Origin of the sequence: Massilia sp. CFBP 13721 (assembly GCF_014842025.1) — a bacterium.
GTDB lineage: Bacteria > Pseudomonadota > Gammaproteobacteria > Burkholderiales > Burkholderiaceae_D > Telluria.
Genome location: NZ_JACYUY010000008.1, coordinates 91,681 through 114,321, shown reverse-complemented (window position 1 = coordinate 114,321; position 22,641 = coordinate 91,681). Strand labels below are relative to the sequence as shown.

The following is a 22,641-nucleotide window of genomic DNA, read 5'->3' as shown; positions in this document are numbered from 1 at the left end:
CCGACCATGCCAACGTCTTCCCCAATGCCACAGTCACGGTCAACGTCCGAAGGCGCAGGTGTGCCTGCCGAGTCAATGCGTGAATCGATCCTGGAATTCGACTGGGAAGCCACGCCGCTCGGACCAGCCACGGGGTGGCCCGTCAGGCTGCGCGTGATTGTCGACCTGATGCTCGATTCGGCCGAGCCCATGGTCGTATGGTGGGGCCCGGACCGCCTCCAGATTTACAACGATGCGTATGCGCCCCGTGTGTGCGGCAAGCGCGGGAGCAGCGCGCTCGGCCGGCCCGCTGCCGACACCTGGAAGCATGGGTGGGCGAAGATCGAACCGTTCGTGGACGACGTTCTCCATACCGCCACATCCAGGACGTATGATGAATTTGCGTTCAGCATCGAACGCGAGGGCAAACTCGAGGAAGCGTATTGGACCTACTCGTTGACGCCCATTCGCGACGACGCCAACATCGTCCAGGGCGTGCTGGTACTGTCAAACGAGATCACCGAGCAAGTCCTCCTGGCGCGCCGCCAGCAAACGCTTGATGTGCTACGCAACGATCTGGCTGAAGCAACCACGTTCGACCAGCTGGCGGCGGCTTGCGCGCGTGCAGCCGTACGCAATCGCATCGATCTGCATGACGTCAAGCTGATGAAGCGCGATGCCGCCGCAGTCGCAGGGCCGATGCCACACCACGTGCGCGCCAAGGCGCGCGATGTCGGGATCGACGTTGGGCTGGCAATCGACTTCATTCCATCTCCCGAAGTCGCCCTGGACGATCGCTATCGCATCTTCAGTGAACAGTTTTGCCTGCTGATAGCGACCGCCCAACAGCGCATCGAGAGCGAAGCACGCCGTCGCATGACGGAAGCTGAACGCGACAGGTTGTTGCTCGACGCGCCGGTGGGTGCGGCTGTCATGCTTGGGGAAAACCTCGTTTATCGCCTGGTCAATTCGATGTATGCGGCGGTCAGCGGGCGGCCTGCGGAGAAGATGGTCAACAAACCCTTTGTCGAGGTTTACCCTGAACTGCTGGGCTCACCCGTGCACGAAAAATTCAAGGAGGTGTTTCGAAGCGGCGAGCCCTTCGTCTCCGAGCCGACGCTCGTGCAGATACACCGCAATGGCGGGGCGCTGGACGATCGCTACTTCACCTATAACCTGTCGCCCCTGCGCACCCTGGCAGGGGAGGTATCCGGGCTGATGGTCATCGCAGTCGATATCACGACCGAGGTGGAGTCGCGCAGCCATGTCGAAAGACTGAACGTCGAACTGAATGCCGCCGCGCGTGCGAAGGACGAATTCCTGGCAATGCTTGCCCATGAACTGCGCAACCCGCTGGCGCCCATCGGTGCGGCAGCGGAACTCCTGCAGATCATGACGCTGGATGAACAACGCGTGCGCCAAACCAGCCAGGTCATCGGCCGGCAAGTACGCCATATGACCGCCCTGGTCGATGACCTGCTCGACGTGTCGCGGCTCACGCGCGGGCTGGTCGACCTGGAACTGGCGCCATTGGACATTCGCCATGTCGTCGCGGATGCGGTCGAGCAGCTCACCCCCTTGATCCAGTCGAGGCGACATCGTCTTGCCTTGCACCTGCCGCCGGATACGACAACGGTCAGCGGCGACAAGAAACGCCTGGTCCAGGTCGTTGCGAACATCCTCAACAACGCCGCGAAGTACACCCCCGAGGGCGGCAGCATTGTATTGAGGGTCGATGTGCACCCCGCCCATGTCGCGATCGAGGTCGAGGACAATGGCATCGGCATGGAGCCCGGACTGGCGTCGCGCGCATTCGACCTGTTTGCGCAGGCCGAACGCACGCCCGACCGTTCGTCAGGCGGCCTGGGCCTGGGCCTGGCGCTTGTGAAGAGCCTGACCGAACTGCACGGCGGCCGAGCCAGCTGTCGCAGCCCCGGCCTGGGTAAGGGAAGCACGTTCTCGGTTTATCTCCCGCGCCGGGCGCAAAGCAGGGACGAACCCGACCGGCCGCATACCGATCGCGCGGCGGTACAGGAGACTGCTCCCTTGCGGATCCTGGTTGTCGACGACAACGTCGATGCGGCATCGATGATCGCCATGCTGCTCGACGCATCGGGCCATCAGGTGACGGTCGAACATTCCTCCCGCAGGGCACTCGAACGGGCCAGGCAGGAGGCGCCACCGGTGTGCATCCTCGATATCGGTTTGCCGGAGATGGACGGCATCGAACTCGCAAAGCGGCTGCGTGCTTCTCCTGAAACGGCCGATGCCTTGCTGATTGCCGTGACTGGCTATGGCCAGGACAAGGATCGCGAGCAAACCAGGGCTGCGGGATTTGACCATCACCTCGTCAAGCCCGTGGATATCAAACAGCTGCTGGGCATCCTGGCGGACTTCAAGACGGCGTAGTTCAGGACTGCTCGGGTTGTGATCAGGCGTATCGGGCAGGTCCGCAACCAGGCGGGGCGGACGTTGGAATGACTGGAAGGGATGGATGAACGAACTGCACATCATCTTCACCGATGAGCAGGTTTGGCCGTCCAGGAAGGCTTGCATGTAGCCCAATGGGGCGCTGCGCATATCTGTTGGTGCCCCGAGCCGGAAACAGAACATGTTTATAATCAGTAGGTTGTAGGTTCGATGCGTAAATTATGCGTAGTCATTTTTCGCTATCTCAGCATCGCTGTGCGTACTCGTCCATTGTACAGGAACGGTATAAATTAAATGAAAAGGCCGCTTCGCAGCGGCCTTGATTCAGTTCCTGTCCTGGTACCCGGCGGCCCACGCGATGACCTCGCGTGCGCGGTAGAGGGCCTGGCCGCGCGCGGCCTTCGTCGACGGTAGCCGAATCGCCTTGGGGAAGTCAGGCAGGCAGGCCATGCGCTCGCGCACGACCGCCTCGCTGCGCTTCAGGAAGGCTGCGATCGTGGCGATGTCCCAAAGGTCGATCTCGACAGGGATGGGCGGCCGCAGCATTGGCGCCAGTGCGGCGGCCAGCCGTGTGATCAGTTCGCTGTCGTTATGCATCATTTCGTTCCTCATCTTTAACACGCTTATATTCTGGTTCTGACGCTTTGGGCGTTCGCAGCACGCACTGGTTACACATCGTGTTCGCGCCGGTAAACTGCGTATGCGAGCGGCGCCGGCGGCATGGGCCTTGGCAGTTGCGCATCGGCGAGTAGGCGCCCACCGGACTTTCACGCTGGATGCCGGCGTGCCGGCCCATCGTCGCGCCCGGATTGAGGCATGCTGCCGCCAGACGCCGCTGGTCCCAGCTGCTGATTCGGCTGCTCACGGTGCTTCTCCTGCGCGCGCACGGCCGCGCCATCCCAGCCAGTGCCACTCGAGCACCATGTTGTCGTAGCGGCCGCTCGGACGCCGCATGAAGTTCTCGACGCCTTCGGTGCGCATTTGTGCCTCGAAGTGCTCACGCTCCTGCAGTGTCGCTGCCATGTCCAACGCACCGGAGTTTTGCTGCTGGTCCATCGCCTGGTCGATCGTGTCCGCGTCCAAGTCGGCGAACCGCGGCACCGGATAGTGCGTAGCTCGGACTCCGAGCAATGCAGCAGCACGAGTGGCTAGATAATCGCCGCTGACGAGCGTGCCGCCAAACGTGGTCATCTCCGACAGCAGCGCGCGGACGTCGACGTCGATTAAAGGGACGCTCTCGGCGCCTGGTTGGGTCATGTCGTTCATCTCCAGTCTTTCGTGGTATCAGGCAGCCAAGCGCGTCAGCTCGGCTTCGTATGCGATGTTGGCCCGGATGACGGCGACGGCCGGCGGCGGCGCCACGCTGTTGCCGATCATGCGCACCTGCGCGCTGCCGGAGAGGCGCCGGGTGACGGTGCGGCCGCGCTTGCAGATCTTCGTGAAGAACGGGTCCAGGATGTAGCTGCGCGGGAAGCCCTGCGCGTTGGCCAGCTCGCGCGGCACCAGCATGCGCAGGCCGATGTCGACCACCTCATAGACCACGCCATCGATCGTCACCAGTTCAGGGAACTCGGCATCCTTCAGGCTCGGGCAGTACGCACGAAGGAAAGCGCGGATCAACTCACGTCGCGCAGCGGTATGGCCAGGGTGGGCGAGCGTGGTGCGCATCTCGGCGTGATGCTGGCCGCCGGCTGTGATGGCGCCCAGCGGCGCATCGACGGCAGCTGCGGTGCTGGTGCCGCGCAGCTTCACCAGGTTGCTGGTCACGACCGCATGGCGATTCTCGGTCACGATCGTGTTCAGCGGCTGGGCGACGTCCCATGTGTCGCGGGCGCCGTTGCTCTGGTTGTCGATGCCCACCAAGTGCGCGGTGATGAGCGAGGTGTGGTCCGATGTTGTCACGGTCGGAGTAGGCTGCTCGACACTGGCGCCGATCACGCCCTTGTAGTGCTTCGCCAGGTAGGCGCAGGTAACGCCGACGCGGTCCTTCGTCACGATGGTAGGCATCGGCCGGTCCGCCGGCACGTTCTGGCTACCGCTCTTGTAGTACTGGACCAGCGAGGCCGTGACCAGCCCGAGACTGTGAGCGGCCCCAGCTGGCCGGGCGGCTCCGGCACCGGACGTGATCGTCGCCAGTGGTTCGTCGCAAGCGTGGCCAGTACTGCCGCCATAAAACTTGGTGACGTGCGGGACAACAACTGACCGATGATTCTCCGTCGTCAGCGTACCGATTGGCTTGTCGATGGTCGCTGGCTTGCCGGCGTATGCTGGCCCTCCGGCGCCCACGATATATGGCCGCGCCGCGTTCTTGACGTAGCGCTCGAACCCGCGCCCGACACGGCGCAGCGTCGCTTCCGCCAGCGGCTTCTTGCGATCGAAGATCGAGCGGCAAGGGATCGACCAGTCGATGCAGTCGGCGGCGGTCACGAACGGCAGCAGCTTGCCCGACTTGACGCCCAGCGAGTTCGGGTCGCCATGCGTCGGCTCTGGCCAGCGGATCGCGATGCCGTCTCGGCGCATGACCATGAACAGTCGCTTGCGGATGGTGCCGGCGCCAAAGTCGCATGCACGCAGAACGCGCCACTCGACCTTGTAACCCAGCCCGGCGATGATGCGCTCGACCGGGAAGTCCGGGCCCAGCGTCTTGACGATCTCCGGCAGGTCGGGGTGGTCCTTCGGCAGGCCCGTGGTCAGGCCCAGCACGAACGCCTCGAACGTGCGGCCCTTCAGAGCCTTGATCGGCCGGCCGTGATCGTCCAGCGGTCCCCAGCCCTGGAATTCTTCCACGTTCTCAAGGAACATCAGGCGCGGCGCCAACAGCACGCCCCATTTGTACGTGACCCACGCCAGGCCGCGCGTCTTCTGGTCGAGGATATTGAAGCCTTTCGCCTTCGAGAAGTGAGTGCACGTCGGGGAAAACCAGACCGCGCCGAGCGGGCCGTCGCCGAGCTCGCGCAGCGGATCCACCAGGAAGACGTCCTCGGTGAGGTGGCGCGTGGTCGGGTGGTTCGCGGCGTGCATGGCCAGGGCCTCGCCATCGTGGTTGATGGCGATGTCCGGATCGCGACCGAATGCCTGGCGGATTGCCTCGCTGGCGCCGCCGCCGCCAGCGAAGTTGTCGGCGATGCGTTCGGGGCCGAAGCCGAGGTCGAAGGTGAAGGCGTCGCGCTTCATTACGCCGCGGCCTCTTCAGTAGCAGCGGCCACCGGCTGGCCCTGTTCTAGGTACTTGAGCGTGTGCTCGAGCCATGCGGCGCCGTGCTTCTGGTACATGGTCAGGTGCAGGTGAAGCACGGCCGCCTGCTCGTCGGCAGAGCGCCGTTCGATCTTGTGCCCCAGCTCGCGCATGCGCTGCGCCGTCTGGACGCAGGCGAAGTTCGGGCGGCCGAGGATGATGCGGGTCTGCTCGTCCAGCGGCAGCAGGACAAACACGACGCCCTCGCGCTCCTGGGCGGCCGGCTGGGTGGTTGGAATGCGTGCATTCATGGGCTGCTCCCGTTCAGGCGCCGACGCTGGCGCAAAAGACTTCGACCTCGACCACGGCCTGGCGGAAGTGGTTGACTGCCACGTTCGGCAGTTGGCTGTCCAGGCGCGCGACCGCCTGGCGAATGCGCACGGCTTCGTCGTCGGTGACGTAGATGCGGCCTTCCTCTTCGAAGCGATCGCAAATGTCCGACAGGGCCTTGTTCGCGTCGTCGATGGCCGGGCTGTCCATCTTCGCGCGCACCAGCGTGGCCAGCATCTTCGTCAGCTGGTTGTAGGTGTCAGGGGTAGGGTGGGTGATCAGCGCTTCGCCTGCCATGCGCAGCTGGAGCGCCAGGCGGCTGTAGGTCTCGGCGGTCATCGGGATGCGCGCGCCCTTCTGGAATGCTCGTTTGTGCATGGCAGGGTCTTTCGTTATGGTTTGCCGAAGAGGACGGTGAAGCCGTTCTCGCGTGCCTGGTTGACGTATGCCTGGAAGGCGTCCTCGATGACGTTCTCGGCGCGGTCCAGCTCGTACCAGAACTTGACCTTGCCGGCGCCGAGGCGGTACTTCAGGCGCGCACGCACCTTGTAGCCGTCGCCGTTCTTGAAGAGGCGGGCGCCGATCGCAAACTCGCGCGGGATCTCGATCGAGCCGCCGGTGGCGCGCGCGTCGATCGTTTCGCTGTAGGTGAACTGCACCTGGCCGTTGTCGAGGCGGCGTTGGCTGCTGAAGTTGACCTCGGTCTTAGCCTGCAGCGTCAGCGCGACCTGCAGCAGCGTTTCGCCAGACGGCTCGACCACGTCGGCAATGTTGTCTTCGAGGAAGATGGCGAACTCTTCCTGTTCCATCACCTTCTTGTTGTGGCGCATCCAGGTCTCGAACTCGCGGCTCAGCTCGGCCTTGAAGATGGCGCGGTAGTCACGCCAGCCGGCCGCCTCGTCGCCGTGCACGTGATCGTTCAGCACCGCAGTCAGCGTGCGCGCTTCCGGGTCGGCGTAGATGTAGACCTGTCCGGTCTCGCCCTGGTCGGCGCAGAACACGTTGAAGCTGGCGATCTCGCTCAGGTGGACGGTGCCGGTCTTGCGGCGTGGGCCGTCGCCGATCTTCTCGATCGCGCCGGTGAGGTCGATGTGCTTATAGCCTTCGGGGACCACCAGGTGCGTAGTGCCTTCGACTTCCTGGAATGCCGCGGCTGCATTCGCCAGGGCGCCGATCTCTTGGATGGCCTTGGCCAGGCCGTTATTGTTGTCGTTCACTTCGTTGCTTCCTTAAAGGTGATGGGTTGGGATGGGGTGGCGTCGCGCAGTTCGAGGTTTCCCTGGCGCGGGTGATTGCGCGACAGGTCGTGGTCTTCGGTCAGCCAGAAGAAGTCCTCGCCGCGCTCCGGATTCGGCAGCTTCAGGGTGACGCTGTCGCCGATCACGATCTTGTCGACGTCGGCGCCGCGGCCGGCTGGCTTCACCTTCAGCTTCAGGGTCAGCTCGCCGCCCTTGCCGGTTTCCTTGACCTTCTCGAGGAGGGTGGCCAGCTGATCGCTCAGCTCGGCGTGGGTGCGGCCGTCGCACAGCTCCTGCAGGAAGACGGCGAATGCTTTCTTGCTCATGGGGTTTTTGATCCTTTCTCGGGTTGGTGATGCGAATCGTGGTTAAATCGTTATTTTTTAGAGGGGAAACCGTGACCGTTCGCCATCAATATTTGCCCTATTGCTTGCAGCGCCTGGGTGATGGGCGCTACATCGTTTTGAACCGCTATTACAAGCCACTCGGCAATCCGCGCGAGGACTGGGTCGTCTATGAAAGCCACCCAACTGCCCAGCGTCTGAAGGGCGTCACTGCGGCAAAAGCCAAGGCAATGTCTGCCCGTGATTCGGATTCAGTCGATGTCATCTATCTGTACAACGACGGCTGTATTCCGACCGAAAGTCCTGCCAACTGGGAGGCATATTCGAAACGTCTCAAAGTGCTTGCCAAGTTGGAGGTCATGGACGACGACTGAGTCCGGCCGCATACATCGCGTCGGAAAAGGCAATTGCGCCCAGCGGCGCCGGGGATTCATTGGTCAAAGCGAGCACGTTGGCCTGCAGCTTCGCACCCGGACGTGGAGTCCAGTCGTCCAGGATCGAGGACTTGCCGTAATGGCGTGCGAGCGCGGCGGCGTTACGGGTCTTCCCGCAGCCGGAAGGGCCGTGGATCACGATGCCGGCGTTCTGGTTTGTGATGGAAGTGGTCTTCTTCATTTGGATCTCGCTAATCGTTGTCGTTGGCTTGCAGCTTCTTCACGTCGATGCGCGCGCGGCGCTGCATGTGCCGGCGGGCGACTGCCTCGAGGATGATCTTGAGGCTGGGGTTCTTGAGCATCTCGTCCAGCGGTTGCGGGGTGCGCAGCATGTGGTGTGCGACTTCCAGGGCGGCTGCGTCGGGCGAGATGCGGTGCATGTCAGCCCCTGCTGGCGGGGGCGTCTACGGTGGTGTGGAAGCGTGCGATCTGCTCCGCCTGGCCGCCCGTCTCATTCGGGTTGTCGACGATAAATACCGCCCTGATCGTCTTGTCGCTCGCACCTGCCGCGACGTTGAGTCGCGCCTTGCGCTCCCGCGTGGCCATCAACGCGGCGAACTTGGACAGCGTCAGCGGCGTCTCACCGCTTTTGTCAACCCAGCGGCGGTAGGCGATATACAGGTCTTCGCTCAAGCACGAGCAGTAGGGCACAGAGAGATGGCCACCCTTCCAGGCTTGGTGGAACGAGGCCCACCCGGGCAAGACGGTTTCGTTCACGCCGTCCACCGCCAGGTCGCTCTCGGCCGCGCAGAAGGCCTGCCAGGCGGCGAAGGGGGCGGCGGAGTTGGCAACGCGCAGCCAGTGCGCACGGCGCTCCTCGGTAAGGCCGTTCCACCAGTCGATGCCGAGCTGCTCGTCGGCGGTCGGCTGGCGGTGGGTTGTCATCAGGTTCCACAGGGCGGCGTCCAGCTCGCGCTCGCCCAGGCCTTCCATCGTGCCGGACAGCTTCGCGATGAAGCTGTGCAGGCGAGCGTCGGTATCGGTCGGCTCGGCGGCCGTTGCCTGGAGCGCGCAGTCGAGGATTGCTTTGCGCAGGGATGTGGCGGTGTCCTTCGGTGCCAAACGAAGCGTGCCAGTCCGGCGTCCTGGGGATGGCATCCCTACCGGATTGCGAGGGCGGATCTGCGCGTCCATCAACGGCCTCCCGTCATCACGGTGATGCCGCATGGCTCATCGCCAACACGTGCAGCTGCACGGTCCCAGGCTTCAGCAGCGGACTGGGACGTGATGTCGATGTATTCGGTAGGGCGCCCGGCGGTGCGGACGGTGACGTGGAAGGTTCGCATGTGCTCTCCTGAGAATGCCTGGCGGGTGCTGGGCTCGTTTGGTCAGGAGGACTTTAGCGAATACTAAACCGATGGTCAAGTACTTACTAAACAAAGTTCAGAATTTTGCTAACTTTGTTCTCGTGTGAGGCGTTGAGGCGAAAAAAAACCCCGCTGGCGGGGTTCGTGAAATGGCTGAGGTGCAAGTCGTGATGTTGTCAGGGCAGGTTGACTGCTACAGATAGTGCAGAAGAATTACTCATCTTGGTCCATGCACCAGGCCCAGGCGCTCATATAAGCATCATTAGGCGATTTCGCCTGATTGCCTAGAAAGAGGATATATTTCGTCTTCTCACCCAGCATCCGTGAGACTTCCTTTTTCTTAACCTGCCTGTCGATGTTCGCTGCAGCTGATCTCAATGCCTTCGTATCAGACCTGTAATATGACTGTGCTAATTTACCTGCACTTTCACATCGGCTCTGCTTCTCATAAGCGTTGCTATAGTCGCCCGCCCGCGAGTTTGAGAATACTGCGAAAGCCAATAGTGCGATCGCTACTTTCGACAAGTTCATCGAGTTTCCAGTTTTATAAGCGGCCAGTTATCGTGCGGCCAGGTTGATATACCACGCGCCCAATGATACTCAAATGCCCGCTGCGGACATTGATAGGGTGAAAGTCTGGATTCACATTATTGAGATACCATTGGCCACCTCTTTCCACCAGTTGCTGGACGCACACCTCACCATTCCAGTTTAGGGCGAATACCTCTCGGTTGCGGCGGACAGTGTCGCCTATATCGATAACAACCCAGTCATCCTCGAACAACAGTGGTTCCATGCCTTGGCTGCGCACGCGCATAGCTAGAAGCCGTCGGGCATCGAGTCGAAGCACACTCAGTTCCTGCTGCAATATTAAAAGCGGTTCCATGAAAGTTAAATCAGGAACCGTTTCGTAATTTTCTGAGCCTGCGCGAAGCTTAAGACTTATTCTTGGAATCCTTGCTACCTGTAGCTGATTCAGTCCGCTTTCGCTCATCGGTTATGAGCGACGGAGCTTCTTGCGATGCTCCGTTACGACGCCGATTACCGTCAACTGTTCCGTATCACTCCGGAGAGTAGGATAATCATCATTGAGTGGCACAAGCTCAAACACCATGTTGCCAGCCGCATCGATTCCACGTGGGCGGTATTTTTTGAACGTGGCTTGCTCGCTGCCGTTTCTGGCGATAACAAAGTCGCCAGGGTTCGGCGAAATCTCCGGATCCACAATGATCCGATCTCCAGGGCGAAAGTCGGGCGCCATAGAAAGTCCCTCGACGTCGAGAGCGAAGGCCCAGGCTGACAGGTCTTGATCAGTGTACTCGTATGCATAGCCGTCGCCGGGCTGATAAGGGGTTTCCATATCCCGCAAGGCTCCCGCCTGTACGGATGAGATAACTGGAACTGGGCGCAAGCCCATCGGCGCAGGCACTACATTTTCATCGAATGGAACCTTTGAGGAAGTGGTGTCGGCGTCAGCTGATCGATCTAAGTAACCAGCACCCATCTTGTACTGCTGCTCCAGACGGCGGGCCACTCGCTCACCGAAAGACGCATCTTTCTGCAGCTGCGAAAAAAAGCTTCTTTCCTTCACTGGTGTCCCGTTTGCAGCAACCCAGCGGCGCAAGTTCTCGCGTCTTGTCTCAACAATATCCATATGCCAAGTTTAGCGTTTTCTAAATTAGTATTCACTTGACGTTCGGTTTAGTATTCACTAAACTGAGCGCATGGACCTCAAAACTTACATCTCAACGGAACGTGGGCGGGCTGTCTCCTTGGCTGCCCGCCTTGGTGTATCGCCTTCCTATCTCTCGCAGATGGCCAACGGAAAGTCGCCAATTTCGCCTGAGCGATGCGTCGACATTTGGCGAGAAACCGGCGGTGTTGTAACGCGCGAGCACCTGAGGCCTGATGACTGGCGCCGCATCTGGCCAGAACTCGCTTCCGCACACGATGTAGGTAGCAGCGCGCAGGGGTGTGAAACGACCATTCCGGATGTCGAGCTTGCCCCGCCGATGCCGAAGCGGCGCGCAAGTGATCAGGGTGGCGTTGATTGACGTTTTCATAACCTAATCATTGCAGTACAGCAGTTTAGCCACACCATTTTATGAAGGGTTTCCTACATGAACCACCTCGACGCATTCCATAAAACTGTTCATGGCTCGCCAGGAGGCGTCGACGCGCTCGCGCCGCGCATGGGCCTGTCGGCAGGCATCCTGCGCAACAAGGCAAATCCGAACAGCGCGACCAACAAGCCGACGCTGGACGAAGCTGATCGCCTGATGGGCGTCACCGGCGTGTACGACGTCCTGCACTCCCTGGCGGCAAATCATGGCTTCGTGTGCGTGCGCGTGGAGGAGGGCGCGTCAGCAGCAGACATGGCCGTGCTGGAAATGGTCACCCAGGTGTGGCAGACGAACGGGGAGGTCGGTGCCGAAATCAATCAGGCCTTGGCCGATGGCCGCATTACCAAGGCTGAAGTCATGCGCGTGCGCGAGGCTGTGCGCTTGGCCGAGCGTGCGCTGGAGAGCGTGGTTGCCCGGCTTGAAGGGATGGCGGAGCGCTGAATCGGCGTCCTCCCGCCTCCCCGTCCCACCCAATGAAAAGCACGATGCAAAATCACGCCCCGCTAAAGAATATTTCACTCGAAAACGACCGTCCACACGATACGGCAAGGAAACCGATTGAGCGCCGTCACATCCGCAAGGGACCGCGCACGGAAAAGGAAAGCCTGCGCATCCTGGCCCACTACCAGGGCATGCTGATCGAACTGTTGCAAGAGAAGGCTGAGCATGGCAACGCTTGAGCAAGTCATCGGCCAGATGACCGGCTCGGGCTTGCCGAGCCTGCCGTCTGGCCACCCGCTGCTCGATGGGAAGATCCATCGCTTCGGGCGGGAGAGCAAGGCCTGGTACCAGCTACGCGAGCTGAGGCTTAGCAGTGGACGCCACGTTGTTACCGGCGCCTACGGCATCTGGCAGGGCCAGGACCCGAATACGGTGCCGGTCAAGGCCGATTGGGAAGGCGTCACGTCGGCCGAGCGGGCCGAAGCCGATCGCAAGCAGGCCGAGCAGCAGCGTGCCACCGAGGAGCGCAAGCAACGCGCTGCCGAGCTGGCGGCGAATCGCGCGCGTGCCAGCTGGCGCGGCGCCGCCGAGAAAAGCCACGCTTATCTCGAGCGCAAGCGCGTTGGCACCGAGGGCACGCGCGTGACGGCCAGCGGCCAGTTGCTGGTGCCCGCCCGCAAATACAGCACCGCCGGCGCGACGCTGTCGGCGCTGCAGCGGATCGAGGCCGATGGTGCAAAGCGCTTCAGCACCGGCGGCGACATGATCGGCGCCTGCTGCCTCATTGGCACCGCCCCGACCGGCACGCCGCTGATCGAGATCGGCGAGGGCTATGCGACGGTCGAGAGCGTGCGCATGGCGACCGGCTTCGATACCCCGGCGATGGTCGCCTTCAACGCCGGCAACCTGCTGCCGGTTGCGCAGCAGCTGCGGCGCGACTTCCCGGATGCGCACCTGCTGTTCCTGGCCGACGACGACATGCGCATCGTCGCGCGCCTGGCCGAAGCCCTGCAGCAGGATTTTGACGCCGAGTGGGTTCCTGTCATCGACGCCGCCGACCACGAGATCCAGTCCAAAGGCGGCGACATCGTGCGCGTGCGCGCCACCTGGCGCAAGGACGCCACCGGCACCGACTACATCGAGGCCGATATCCGCGCCGGCCGCCAGGTCTCGCTGCGCAAATTCGAGAATGCCGGCATTTCGCGCGCCCGTGCCGCAGCCCGCGCTGTCGGCAACGCTTCCGTGGTCTGGCCCCAGTTCGCCGACCGCGTCGACGACAAGTGGTCGGATTTCAACGACCTGTACCTGGCCGAATCGCTCGAGACCGTGCGCGACCAGGTTGTCGCCGCGCGCTCCCGCGCCCTCACTGCGGAGGAAGCTGCCGTACCAGTCGGCCTGGACGACGTGCCGAGCTACCTGGACGAAGCGCCGCCGCCCGAGGCTGCACCAGCAGCTGCGGAAACCGATGTGGCGTCGGCCATCCGGGTACCGACGCTGGAGGTGCTGCTCGCGCACTTCAGCCTGATCTATCCCACCACCGACGTGTGGGACAGCCTGCGCCGCCAGCGCCTCAAGAAATCCGCCTTCACCGCATGGGTCGGCAAGGAACTGGCTTCGAGCTGGGAAAAGGACGGCAAGCGTCGGACGATCATGCGCGAATCCCTCCCCACCCTGGTGGGCGGGCGCGCCGTCGAAGGGGGTGCGGGGGGCGGCAAGCTGGGCGAGATGCTCGACAACCTCACACTCCTGCGAGGGACGGAAACGGTGTGGGACGCCATCGGCCAGCAGGTGATGTCGCTGGGCGCCGTGCGCGCCGACTACACCGCCGAGCTGACCGGGAAATGGCAGGAACACGCCCAGCGCAAGACCATCGAGGCGCGCAACTTGGTGTTCGACCCGACCCAGACCGCCGACCCGGTCAGTCACGTGAACATCTTCCTGGGCTGGCCAGTCCAGGCGAAGCATAACCCTGCGCTGATCGGGCCGATCCTCGCGCTCCTGGGTTCGCTGTGCGACGCCGAAGACAAGGCCGATGAATGCGTCGAATGGATCCTGCGATGGCTGGCCTATCCCCTCCAGCACCCCGGGGCGAAGATGCAGACCGCCTTGCTGATGTTCGGGGAAAAGCAGGGTACCGGCAAGTCGCTGTTCTTCCAGGATGTGATGTTGCCGATCTATGGCGACTACGGCACTGTGGCCAGCCAACACCAGCTGGACTCGTCGTTCACGGCCTGGCGCAGCCGCAAACTGTTCACGTTGTTCGAGGAGGTGCTGTCGCGGGACGACAAGTACAGCCACAACGGCACGCTCAAGTACATGATCACCGGCAAGTCGATGAGCATCAACCAGAAGAACCTGCCGGAGCGCGACGAGCGCAACCACATGAATTCGGTGTTCCTCTCGAACGAGCCGCAGCCGATCCCGATCGAGCTGGAGGATCGCCGCTTCATGGTGGTCGAGGCGCGCCGGAAACAGGACCCGGCTTTCTATGCCGCTGTCCAGCAGGCAATCGCCCAGGGCGGGATCGAGGCGTTCTACGACTTCCTGCTCAACCTGCCCCTGGACGACTTCAACGAACACACCAAGCCGCCGATGACGCTGGCCAAGGAACGGGTGATCGAGTTCGGCCTGGCCGGGTGGATGAGCTTCCACCGGGCCTGGAAAGACGGCTACCTGGATGCGCCGTACTGCTCCTGCCTGTCGGAGGACCTGTACATCATCTACAAGCGCTGGTGCGACAAGAGCGGGGAGAAGCCGCTCACGCTGTGCAAGTTCGCCGGCCTGATGGGCGGGCGTGAGACCAAGGCCAAGAAGGCAGTAGCCGTCGAAAGCAAGCACAAGAAGTCACGGATGACATTCGTGGTCGACAACCCCGACCACGCTGAGAGCTTGGAGGAGCAGATCGCCAAGTTCCGGAAGCTGGGCGACGTTCGTGCGGACAGGGTATTGCAGGGTTGAGCAGGGTTGCATGTTAACCCTGCACGTCTGAAAGCCGCATGGATAGTGGGTTTCAGCAGGGTATGCAGGGTTTGCCGGGTTTTGCGCACGTATGCGCAAATCGTTGTGGTTCTGATGATGAGCTTTTTTTTAGTGCTCATATCAAAAACGACCCTGCAACTATACACACCCTGCTAAAAACTAGCATCCATGCGGGTTACAGACGAGCAGGGTTGAAAACAAAGCCGGAAAAGGCTGCATTAATGAGGAGCAGGGTATGAGAATCAGCATCGAACACAATTTCCCGAACGTCGCGGCGAACATCCGCGAGTTCGGCCGCCAGGGTGAGTACGCTGCCGCCGTGGCGCTCACCCGTACGGCCCAGGACGTCCAGCCCGCGATCAAGAAAGAAATGACGCGGGCATTCGACCGTCCGACCAACTACACCCTCAACAGCACCTTCCTCAAGCGCGCCACGCGCGGCAACCTGGAGGCGCGCGTCTGGCTGAAGGACAACCCATCGAGCAAGGGCACGCCGGCGGACCGCTACCTGGCACCGCAGATCTTCGGTGGCGAGCGCCGCCAGAAGGGCATGGAACGCCTGCTCCAGTCGTCCCGCCTCATGCCTGCCGGCTGGGTGGCCGTGCCGGCCGTGGGCGCCCAGCTGGACGCGAACGGCAACGTCAAGCGCAGCCAGATCATCCAGATCCTGTCGCAGCTGAAGCTGCAGCGCGGCGCCGGCTACGAATCGCGGGCATCGGGCAGCGCGGCGTCGAACCGCACGATCACGCGCCAAGGCGTTACCTACTTCGCGCTGGCCCAGCCGCGCCGCGGGCTGCAGCCTGGGGTGTACATGAAGAAGAAGGTGGGCATGGGCACGACCGTCAAGCCGGTCTTCATCTTCGCCAGGCGCGCCAACTACCGTCCGATCTTCAAGTTCTTCGAGGTCGGCGACGCGACGGCGCGTGCGCGCTTCCCTGGGCACTTCAATGCCGAGCTGACGAAGGCGTTGGCGACGGCCCGGCGGAGGTAGTCTTTCTCCGTGAAAATGTTGCATAGGAGCACCTCCCCCGGGGTTAGGTTCTTCCCAGCAACACCTAAGCAAGGGTAATTCAGGCCTCGACGACGCACTAGCGGAACCCCAAAACATTTCCTGACAAACATCCTGACAACGTACCGAAACACATGCCGAAACTGACAACCATTGCCGAGTGGGCCAAGCTGGTGGGAATTTCCCGCCAGTCCGCGTATGACGCGGTCGACCGTTGCGAGATCCCGGTCACCGACGGCAAGGTGGATGCCGAGTATGCGACCCACCGCTACGAGACCAACACCCGCAAGCGCGCGAAGGGCAACAAGCCTGACCTGCTGGCAAATGGGGCGCAGCCCTCAAGCGTGGCGGGCGCGGGAGGTGCCGGAGGTGCGGAGGCGCCTGCCAAGATCCCTGGGTACGATTCGAGCCGCGCGCGCAGGGAGGCGGCGGAGGCAGCCGTCGCCGAGATCAAGCTGGCGGAGATGGCCGGCCTGTACCTCCTCAAAGCGGACGTGGACTCAGTCGTGTTCGAGGTGGCGCGGGCGCTGCGCGATGGGCTGATGAACTACGGCCGCCGTGTCGCTGCCGACGTTGCGCCGCTGACCACTGCCGATGAATGCGAGGCCGTCATCGATCGCGAGACCCGCACGCTGCTGGAAAGTATGGTGCACACGTTCAGCGAAAAGCTGGCCATCCAGATCGAGGATGCGCTCGAATGATCGGCCTGGCACCAGCAGCTGGAGTCGCACGGCAGGCGTTTGCGCGCGGACTGATGCCCGACCCGAACATGATGGTCGACGCCTGGGCCGACCGCTACATGATCATCCCGAAAGAATCCGGCGCGAACGAGTCGGGCAAGTACCGCACCAGCCGCACGCCCCACGCGCGCGAGGTGATGATCGCCCTGTCTGACGCCCACTGGTGCAAGGTCGTCGCGCTGATGGGCGCGTCCCAGATGCTCAAGACGCAGGTGGGCCTGAACTGGTTCTGCTCGACGGTGCACCAGTCGCCGGCGAACTTCCTGTGGATCCTGCCGACCGGGAAGCTGGCCAAGCGGACCAGCGCGCGCGTGAGCAAGACCATCGCCGCGGTGCCGGAAGTGCGCGCCCGCGTCGCCGGCCCGCGCTCGCGCGATTCGGTCAACACGCTCGACACGAAGGAATACATCGGCGGCTCGCTGCACATCGTCACCGCCGGCGCCGCGGCCAACCTCTCCGAGATCCCGGCGCGCCGGGTGCTGTTCGACGAGGTCGACCGTGCCGAGGCGAACGTCAACGGCGAGGGCGACCCGGTCGCGCTGGCCAAGGCACGCCAGACCACGTTCGAACGCAACCGCAAGTCCTATTTCCCCAGCTCGCCCACGGTCACCGGTGCGTCGATCATCGAATCGCTGTACCTGCAGGGGACGCAGCAGGAAGCCCTGGCCGAGTGCGTGCACTGCGGCCACGCCCAGCCGCTGGTCTTCGAGCGCCTGGAGCAGGACGACAGTGGCCAGGCCATCTACCCGTGCAGCGACTGCGGCGACTACATGGTCGAAACCGACAAGGGCCGCATGTTCGCGCGCGGGCTGTGGTCCGCCGGCGTGCCTGGTGATGGCGAGACCGTCAGCTTCACGATCAACGCCATGTTCGCGCCCTACGGCTGGATCCCCTGGAGCGCGCTGCTGCTCGAGTACCGCGCGGCCCGGGCCAAGCTGGAAGAGGGCAGCGAGGAGCTGATGATCACGTTCTACAACACGCGCCTGGCGCGCTGCTGGGAACGCAAGAAAGAGCAGACCAAGGCCGGCGAGCTGCAGGCCCGGGCCGACGCCTACAAGATGGGCGAGGTGCCGAAGGGCGGCCTGATCCTCACCGGCACCGTCGACACCCAGCCGGACCGCTTCGAGCTGAAGGTGCTGGCCTGGGGCGAAGGCCTCGAGGCATGGGTGGTCGATTACCAGGTGATCGCCGGCTCGCCGGCGGACGCGGAGACGCAGGAGAAGCTCGACCAGGCGCTGCTCGGGCGCTACCGCCATGCTGGCGGGCGCATGTTGTCGATCTCCGCGGTGTTCATCGACTCGGGCGGCGCCAATACCCAGGACGTCTACAACTTCACGCGCACCCGCCAGCACCGGCACGTCTACGCCATCAAGGGCGCCTCGACGCTGAACAAACCGATCTTGAGTGCGAAGCCGTCGCTGGTCGATGTCAACTGGCAGGGCAAGGTCATGCCCCATGGCGCCAAGCTGTGGCTGATCGGTACCGACACCGCCAAGGACTACCTGGCCGCGCGCTACCACCTCACCAGCGGCCCGGGCGCGATCCACTTCCCGAACGACCTGCCGAAGGAATACTACGAGCAGCTGACAGCCGAATACTGCGTCACCGCCTTCAAGCGCGGGCGCAAGGTCCGGGTGTGGGAAAAGAAAAAGGCCGACCGCAACGAGGCCGGCGACCTGATGGTGTACGGCGTGGCCTGTGCGCAGTACTTGGGCCTGCACAAGAAGACGCCTGCGCAGTGGAAGGTGCTGCGCGACTTCGTCGATCCGGACACGCCCGACCTGTTCGAACAGGCGCCGGCACCACCACCAGCGGACGGCGCGCCGCCAGCAATACCTGTCGCACCACCAGCATCCACCCCAGCACAAGAAACGAAAAGCGAACCATGGCCGCCAACACCGAAACCCACGTCGACCACCAGCATGCCGCGCCGGCCTGTGGGGAGGCAGTGGTAGCGAACGAGGTCTTCAGCAACCCCGACCTGGTCGACGCCATCTTCGCGTTCATCGCTGCCGAGTTTCCGGACTTCGCGCCGCGCGCGGCCGTGTTGAAGGAAGAGGTCAGGCGCGAGTTCAGCGGCATCGAGATCTACATCCCGCAGCGCTCGATCGCGCAACGTGAGCGGATCACGAAAGAGGTCCTGGCCATGTTCAACGGTCGCAACGCCGCCGAGGTGGCGCGCCGGCTGAACATCGGGCGTGCGACGGTGTACCGGATCATCAAGCAGGATGGCGGAAAGAAATAATGTCTCAGTTTTCCGAGAACTGAGACAGCCCGGCCGCTACCCTTGGCGGCATGGCCCTCTCCCAAACTGACCTCGACGCGCTCGATTCCGCAATCGCCTCCGGCACGCTGTCGGTGGAATTCGACGGGCGCAAAATTACCTACCAGACCACCGCCGCCCTGATCGCCGCGCGCAACCACGTCGCGACGGTGGTCAACGCGGCGGGCCGCACCCGCGGCCCGGGCGTCTTCCGCTTCAACTTCACCACCTCCAGGGGCGACTGATGCCGAACGTTCTCGACCGGATCGTCGGCTGGGTCAGCCCGCACGCCGGCATCGCCCGGCACTTCGCCCGCCAGCAGCTGGCCCGCGCGTACGAAGCGGCCAGCCCGCGCGACACCTGGCGGCCACGGCGCGCGGGCGCGAGCGCGAATGCCGACCACAAGGCCGACGCCCGCACCGTGCGCACCAAGGCCCGCGCCCTGGTGCAGAACGTGCCCTACATCCGCGCCGGCCTGGAAGGCCTGGTCTCTGCCGCGGTCGGCACCGGCATCCTGCCGCGCGCCACCGGGCGCGAGAAGGACGTCCTTAACAAGCTGTTCGCGGAATGGTCCAAGGTCTGTGACGCCGACGGTCGTTTCGATTTCTTCGGCTTGACCAAGGCGGCCGACACGGCGATGGAGCAGGACGGCGAGGTGCTGGTGCGCCTGCGCTGGCGGCGTGCTTCGGATGGCTTGCCGGTACCGCTGCAGCTGCAGTTGCTGGAAATCGATTGGCTCGACGACAGCAAGACCGGCACCTACCAAAGCAACACGATCATCAACGGCATCGAGTACAGCCCGCTCGGCGCAGTGGCGGCGTACTGGCTGTGGGACCAGCATCCTGGCGAGGTGAGCACCGTGCGCGGGCGTGCGCAAAGCCAGCGCGTCTCGGCCGACGTCATCGTGCATCTGTTTTCGCCCGAGCGGCCAGGGCAGGGCCGCGGCTTCTCGCGCTTCGCGTCGGTGATTTCGCGCGTACGCGACCTGCAGCTGTACGAGGACGCCGAGCTGGCGCGCAAGAACCTGGAGACGCGCCTGTCGGTCCTGGCCAGTGGCGACATGACCCAGATGGAAAACCCCGCCGGGCTGGGCGGCGCCGGCGAGGGCCAGGGCGCGCGTGACCTGGGCGACCTGGGCGGCGGCACCGTCGTCGGCATGCCGGCCGGGATGAACTTCACCGTTGTCGAGCCGAAGGCGGCGCCTGGCTATGTCGACTACGTCAAGTACCAGCTGCACCTGATCGCCGCCGGCATCGGCGTGCCCTACGAGATGCTGACCGGCGACATGAGCGGCGTGAACTTCAGCAGCGCGCGCGTGCGCCTGCTCGACTTCCGGCGCTCGGTCCAGCAGCTGCAGTGGCTGGTCCTGATCCCGAAGCTGCTCGAACCGCTGTGGGGCGCGTTCGTCGAAGCGGCCTACCTGGCCGGCAAGGTAAAAAGCCGCGACAAGTCGGTCGACTTCAGCCCGCCGAAGTGGGATTACGTGAACCCCGAGCAGGATGTAAAGGCAGACCTGGCCGAGATCGGAGCGGGCCTGTCGAGCATCAGCGAGAAATTGCGGCAGCGCGGATACGACCCGAAGGTGGTGTTCGCCGAGCTTGAGTCCGACATCAAGGATCTCCAGGGAAGAGGCATCCTCGACGTGCTGCTGTTCATGCAGCGCGGGAACATGCCGACCGAGCAAGGCGCCCAGGACAAGCCTGCGAAACAGGTCTGATTGTCTGTCGGAAAAGTTGTCTCAGTTTTCCGAGAATTGAGACAACGCAATCCGCAGAATGGGTGCATGACGACGCCCACCACCCACCCGCAAAACGCCACCCGGTCTGCCGGCGATGCGCGCACCATGCCTTCGGTCATGCGCGAGGCAACGCTGGTTCCGACCACCTTCAATGAAGCCGAGAACACCGTCGAGGTCGTATGGACGACCGGCTCGCGTGTGCGCCGCTACGACTGGTGGACCGAAACTGCCTACGAAGAGGAGCTGGCTGTTACGCCGGAAGCGGTCGATATGTCGCGCTTCGATGCCGGCACTGTCCAGGTGCTCGACGGCCATCGCGTCTACGGTGGCGTCGCCTCAATCATCGGTATCGCCACCCGGGCAAGCATCGCTGACGGCGAAGGCCGCGCGACGCTGCGCCTGTCTACCCGTGCTGAGATGGCCGGCATCGTTGCCGACATCAAGGCCGGCATCATTCGATCGATCAGCTTCGGCTACAACGTCACCAAATACGAAATTACCCGTGCCATCGACCGCACCGACGGCGTCAACATGCCGCTCTACCGCGCCGTCAGCTGGCAGCCGTACGAGATCAGTTTCGTCACCGTCCCGGCCGATGCCGACGCGAGCACGCGCAGCCAGCCGGCGAACGGCGTGCACTGCGAATTTACTACCCGGGCGCCCGCCCAATTGTCCGTCCCACCATCCCAGGAAGATCTTATGACCACGACCACGTCGGGCGCCTCGAATCAAGCGCCTACCGATGCAACCCGTTCCGCCGCACCAGCCGCACCAGCACCGGCGCCGGCAGCAGCCGCCACGCCACCAACTGCTGCGCCGGCAGCCGACGACGCTGCCACCCGCGCTGCGGAGATCACCGAGATGTGCGTCCGGCACAACGTCAGCAACCTGGCTGCTGGTCTGATCCGCGGCGGCAATTCCGTCGACCAAGCGCGCCAGGCTGTGCTTGACGAGCTCGCCCGCAACGACGCTGCGGCCGGCGGCCACCACAACACCCGCATCCAGGTCGTGGGCGACGAGCAGCAGGTGCGCATGGCCGGCATCGAAGAAGCGATGATGCACCGCGTGCACGCAGGCGCCCAGCTCACCGACAACGGCCGCCAGTACCGCGGCATGAGCTTGCTCGAAATCGGCCGCGACTTCCTCGAATCGCGTGGCATCCAGACCCGCGGCATGGATCGCCTGCGCCTGGCCACCGAAGTGCTGCAATACCGTTCTGGCATGCACGGCACCAGCGACTTCGCGAACATCTTCGCCAACGTGGCGAACAAGCGCATGCGCTCGGCCTATGAAGAAAACCAGGGCACCTACACGCGCTGGGCCCGCCGCGCGCCGAACGCGCCGGACTTCAAGAACATCAACATCGTCCAGCTGTCCGGCGCACCGGAACTGCTGCGCACCAACGAGCACGGCGAGTTCAAGTACGGCACGATGGTCGACGGCGCCACCAGCTACGCGCTGGTCACCTATGGCCGCATGGTGTCGCTCACCCGCCAAGCCATCATCAACGACGACCTGCGCGCCTTCGAGCGCCTGGTGACCGCGTTCGGCGCAAGCTCGAGCCGCCTGGAGAACCGTCTGGTGTACAGCCAGCTGACCGCCAACCCTGCGATGGGCGACAGCAAGGCCCTGTTCCACGAGGACCACAAGAACCTCGGCACCGGCCTCGGCTCGGCACTGCAGCTGTCCGCGCTGAAGGCGGGCCGCACCGCGATGCGCCTGCAGAAGGGCCTGCAGGGCGAAGAACTGAACCTGTCGCCGAACTTCCTGATCGTGCCGGTCTCGCTCGAGCAGGATGCCTACCAGCTCACCAGTGCGAACTACGTGCCGGCCAAGCAGGGCGATATCAACGAATTCCGCAGCGGCGGCCGCACCGCGGTCGAGCCGATCGTCGAGCCGATCTTGGACGGCGCCAGCGACAAGGAATGGTACCTGGCCAGCAACAACAGCCAGATCGACACCGTCGAGTACTGCTACCTGGACGGGGCCGAAGGTCCGGTCATCGAAAGCCAGGCCGGCTTCGAGGTCGACGGCGTCACCTGGAAATGCCGCCTCGACTTCGCCGCCAAGGCGGTCGACCACCGCGGCCTGTACAAGGGCGCCGCTGCGTAA

Annotated in this window: 27 protein-coding genes; 13 read left to right on the top strand and 14 right to left on the bottom strand. The window is 63.5% G+C overall.

The genetic code is table 11. The annotated features are described in order from the left end of the window. Window positions 1–75 precede the first annotated feature (75 nt). Window positions 76–2,388 carry a hybrid sensor histidine kinase/response regulator gene (locus tag IFT60_RS10230; protein WP_192051868.1) on the top strand — a complete coding sequence of 771 codons (2,313 nt, stop codon included), beginning with the start codon at window positions 76–78 and terminating at the stop codon, window positions 2,386–2,388. 345 nt (window positions 2,389–2,733) lie between these two features. On the opposite strand, the gene IFT60_RS10225 is transcribed toward IFT60_RS10230, so the two are convergent. The 7 genes from IFT60_RS10225 to IFT60_RS10195 all read right to left on the bottom strand — a co-directional run bounded on the left by IFT60_RS10225 (window position 2,734) and on the right by IFT60_RS10195 (window position 7,477). Next, the gene (locus tag IFT60_RS10225) at window positions 2,734–3,009 is read right to left on the bottom strand and encodes a hypothetical protein (RefSeq protein ID WP_192051867.1); all 276 of its coding nucleotides are present in this window, start codon (window positions 3,007–3,009) and stop codon (window positions 2,734–2,736) included. 261 nt (window positions 3,010–3,270) lie between these two features. Further along, a complete protein-coding gene (locus tag IFT60_RS10220; protein WP_192051866.1) occupies window positions 3,271–3,675 on the bottom strand; it encodes a hypothetical protein in 405 nt (134 codons plus the stop codon). A gap of 18 nt (window positions 3,676–3,693) precedes the next feature. Further along, window positions 3,694–5,583: a DNA cytosine methyltransferase gene (locus IFT60_RS10215; RefSeq protein WP_192051865.1), complete on the bottom strand. Its 1,890-nt coding sequence runs from the start codon at window positions 5,581–5,583 to the stop codon at window positions 3,694–3,696. After that, window positions 5,583–5,894 carry a hypothetical protein gene (locus tag IFT60_RS10210; protein ID WP_192051864.1) on the bottom strand — a complete coding sequence of 104 codons (312 nt, stop codon included), beginning with the start codon at window positions 5,892–5,894 and terminating at the stop codon, window positions 5,583–5,585. Before IFT60_RS10210 ends, IFT60_RS10215 begins: the two co-directional genes overlap by 1 nt. A gap of 13 nt (window positions 5,895–5,907) precedes the next feature. Next, window positions 5,908–6,291, bottom strand: a complete 384-nt coding sequence (locus IFT60_RS10205) for a hypothetical protein (RefSeq protein ID WP_192051863.1) — start codon at window positions 6,289–6,291, stop codon at window positions 5,908–5,910. 14 nt (window positions 6,292–6,305) lie between these two features. After that, window positions 6,306–7,130, bottom strand: a complete 825-nt coding sequence (locus IFT60_RS10200) for a DUF2303 family protein (protein WP_192051862.1) — start codon at window positions 7,128–7,130, stop codon at window positions 6,306–6,308. Next, window positions 7,127–7,477 carry a YfdP family phage-associated protein gene (locus IFT60_RS10195; protein ID WP_192051861.1) on the bottom strand — a complete coding sequence of 117 codons (351 nt, stop codon included), beginning with the start codon at window positions 7,475–7,477 and terminating at the stop codon, window positions 7,127–7,129. Before IFT60_RS10195 ends, IFT60_RS10200 begins: the two co-directional genes overlap by 4 nt. 71 nt (window positions 7,478–7,548) lie before the next feature. Between IFT60_RS10195 and IFT60_RS10190 the strand changes: the two genes are divergently transcribed. Beyond that, the gene (locus tag IFT60_RS10190) at window positions 7,549–7,869 is read left to right on the top strand and encodes a hypothetical protein (protein WP_192051860.1); all 321 of its coding nucleotides are present in this window, start codon (window positions 7,549–7,551) and stop codon (window positions 7,867–7,869) included. Here IFT60_RS10190 and IFT60_RS10185 read toward each other — a convergent pair. The 7 genes from IFT60_RS10185 to IFT60_RS10155 form a co-directional block, all read right to left on the bottom strand. Further along, window positions 7,853–8,110, bottom strand: a complete 258-nt coding sequence (locus tag IFT60_RS10185; RefSeq protein ID WP_192051859.1) for a P-loop NTPase family protein — start codon at window positions 8,108–8,110, stop codon at window positions 7,853–7,855. The genes IFT60_RS10190 and IFT60_RS10185 overlap by 17 nt on opposite strands. A gap of 10 nt (window positions 8,111–8,120) precedes the next feature. Beyond that, entirely contained in the window at window positions 8,121–8,309 is a 189-nt protein-coding gene (locus IFT60_RS10180) for a hypothetical protein (protein ID WP_192051858.1), read from the bottom strand. A 1-nt stretch (window position 8,310) separates the two neighbouring features. After that, complete coding sequence (locus IFT60_RS10175; RefSeq protein WP_192051857.1) at window positions 8,311–9,063, bottom strand: hypothetical protein; 753 nt, start codon at window positions 9,061–9,063, stop codon at window positions 8,311–8,313. Beyond that, entirely contained in the window at window positions 9,063–9,215 is a 153-nt protein-coding gene (locus IFT60_RS10170) for a hypothetical protein (RefSeq protein ID WP_192051856.1), read from the bottom strand. Before IFT60_RS10170 ends, IFT60_RS10175 begins: the two co-directional genes overlap by 1 nt. Before the next feature lie 234 nt (window positions 9,216–9,449). Beyond that, window positions 9,450–9,767 carry a hypothetical protein gene (locus IFT60_RS10165; protein WP_192051855.1) on the bottom strand — a complete coding sequence of 106 codons (318 nt, stop codon included), beginning with the start codon at window positions 9,765–9,767 and terminating at the stop codon, window positions 9,450–9,452. 13 nt (window positions 9,768–9,780) lie between these two features. Then, window positions 9,781–10,230, bottom strand: a complete 450-nt coding sequence (locus tag IFT60_RS10160) for a S24 family peptidase (RefSeq protein WP_192051854.1) — start codon at window positions 10,228–10,230, stop codon at window positions 9,781–9,783. Window positions 10,231–10,233: 3 nt separating this feature from the next. Next, window positions 10,234–10,890, bottom strand: a complete 657-nt coding sequence (locus IFT60_RS10155; protein ID WP_192051853.1) for a LexA family protein — start codon at window positions 10,888–10,890, stop codon at window positions 10,234–10,236. 70 nt (window positions 10,891–10,960) lie between these two features. Here IFT60_RS10155 and IFT60_RS10150 point away from each other — a divergent pair, with 70 nt between their 5' ends. From IFT60_RS10150 to IFT60_RS10100, 11 genes are all read left to right on the top strand, one after another. Beyond that, entirely contained in the window at window positions 10,961–11,290 is a 330-nt protein-coding gene (locus tag IFT60_RS10150; RefSeq protein ID WP_192051852.1) for a transcriptional regulator, read from the top strand. Window positions 11,291–11,356: 66 nt separating this feature from the next. Further along, window positions 11,357–11,800 carry a phage regulatory CII family protein gene (locus tag IFT60_RS10145; protein WP_192051851.1) on the top strand — a complete coding sequence of 148 codons (444 nt, stop codon included), beginning with the start codon at window positions 11,357–11,359 and terminating at the stop codon, window positions 11,798–11,800. A gap of 44 nt (window positions 11,801–11,844) precedes the next feature. Beyond that, the gene (locus IFT60_RS10140; protein WP_192051850.1) at window positions 11,845–12,039 is read left to right on the top strand and encodes a hypothetical protein; all 195 of its coding nucleotides are present in this window, start codon (window positions 11,845–11,847) and stop codon (window positions 12,037–12,039) included. Beyond that, a complete protein-coding gene (locus tag IFT60_RS10135) occupies window positions 12,026–14,758 on the top strand; it encodes a DUF5906 domain-containing protein (RefSeq protein WP_192051849.1) in 2,733 nt (910 codons plus the stop codon). The genes IFT60_RS10140 and IFT60_RS10135 overlap by 14 nt, the downstream gene beginning before the upstream one ends. A gap of 256 nt (window positions 14,759–15,014) precedes the next feature. Further along, window positions 15,015–15,770 carry a hypothetical protein gene (locus IFT60_RS10130; RefSeq protein WP_192051848.1) on the top strand — a complete coding sequence of 252 codons (756 nt, stop codon included), beginning with the start codon at window positions 15,015–15,017 and terminating at the stop codon, window positions 15,768–15,770. Window positions 15,771–15,922: 152 nt separating this feature from the next. Further along, window positions 15,923–16,489, top strand: coding sequence for a hypothetical protein (locus IFT60_RS10125; protein ID WP_192051847.1), 567 nt, complete (start codon window positions 15,923–15,925; stop codon window positions 16,487–16,489). After that, complete coding sequence (locus IFT60_RS10120) at window positions 16,486–18,483, top strand: phage terminase large subunit family protein (RefSeq protein ID WP_192051846.1); 1,998 nt, start codon at window positions 16,486–16,488, stop codon at window positions 18,481–18,483. Before IFT60_RS10125 ends, IFT60_RS10120 begins: the two co-directional genes overlap by 4 nt. Then, window positions 18,414–18,773 (top strand): Mor transcription activator family protein, encoded by a 360-nt coding sequence (locus IFT60_RS10115; protein WP_192051845.1) that lies wholly within the window; start codon window positions 18,414–18,416, stop codon window positions 18,771–18,773. Before IFT60_RS10120 ends, IFT60_RS10115 begins: the two co-directional genes overlap by 70 nt. A 50-nt stretch (window positions 18,774–18,823) precedes the next feature. After that, a complete protein-coding gene (locus IFT60_RS10110) occupies window positions 18,824–19,036 on the top strand; it encodes a phage head-tail joining protein (protein WP_192051844.1) in 213 nt (70 codons plus the stop codon). Further along, window positions 19,036–20,508, top strand: coding sequence for a phage portal protein (locus IFT60_RS10105; RefSeq protein WP_192051843.1), 1,473 nt, complete (start codon window positions 19,036–19,038; stop codon window positions 20,506–20,508). The genes IFT60_RS10110 and IFT60_RS10105 overlap by 1 nt, the downstream gene beginning before the upstream one ends. A 66-nt stretch (window positions 20,509–20,574) precedes the next feature. Next, window positions 20,575–22,641, top strand: a complete 2,067-nt coding sequence (locus tag IFT60_RS10100) for a prohead protease/major capsid protein fusion protein (RefSeq protein WP_229510778.1) — start codon at window positions 20,575–20,577, stop codon at window positions 22,639–22,641.